The sequence below is a fragment of the Pandoraea sp. B-6 genome, from assembly GCF_000282835.1.
Taxonomy (GTDB): Bacteria; Pseudomonadota; Gammaproteobacteria; order Burkholderiales; family Burkholderiaceae; genus Pandoraea; species Pandoraea cepalis.
This window is the reverse complement of sequence record NZ_KB290526.1, coordinates 443-976: the sequence shown is the minus strand read 5'-3', so window position 1 is coordinate 976 and position 534 is coordinate 443. Positions and strand designations below refer to the sequence as shown.

The window sequence follows — 534 nt, the reverse complement described above, 5'->3', positions numbered from 1 at the left end:
CAGCGCGGAGCGGTCGGCCACAGGATCGAAAACGGGCATGGTGTCGGTGATGTCGGTATCTCGGAATTGGGAGGGGGCGCAGCGGCGACCGGCGCATTTCAGGCATCGGCCTCGGCGACCCGGGCATTCGTCAGCGTACGCCCCGGTCGGTCTGCCGGGCAAATCGTCCGCCGGCCAGTCGGGCGATCCGGCCGTCGAGTTCAAGCACGCTCAGATGCGCAAGCACGGTGGTGATCGCCAGGCCGGTGCGCCCGCAAAGGGTGTCCGCGCTGACCGGATCATACCCCAGCGCTTCCAGGACTGCTGCCATGCCGGGGGGCGCGGCGGTGGGCGTCGCCACGGTGGCGCGGGCCGTCGGTGGGCCACTGGCGCGCACGGTCTCGGCCATGCTGAATGGATCGGTCGCCGCGCCGTCGGACGGCGGGCGCCTCGATACACGGGCCTGTCCGCCATGTGCGCTTTTGCGCGCATTTCCCGCGCTTCCCCTGTCCGACAGGGGGAGCGTTTCCACGCTCGGCGCGGGCGGCGCAATGC

At 71.2% G+C, this 534-nt stretch carries 1 pseudogene; it reads right to left on the bottom strand.

What is annotated here, in order from left to right:
- Positions 1-130: 130 nt before the first annotated feature.
- A pseudogene (locus A985_RS28580) lies at positions 131-534 on the bottom strand (hypothetical protein); the annotation flags it as partial.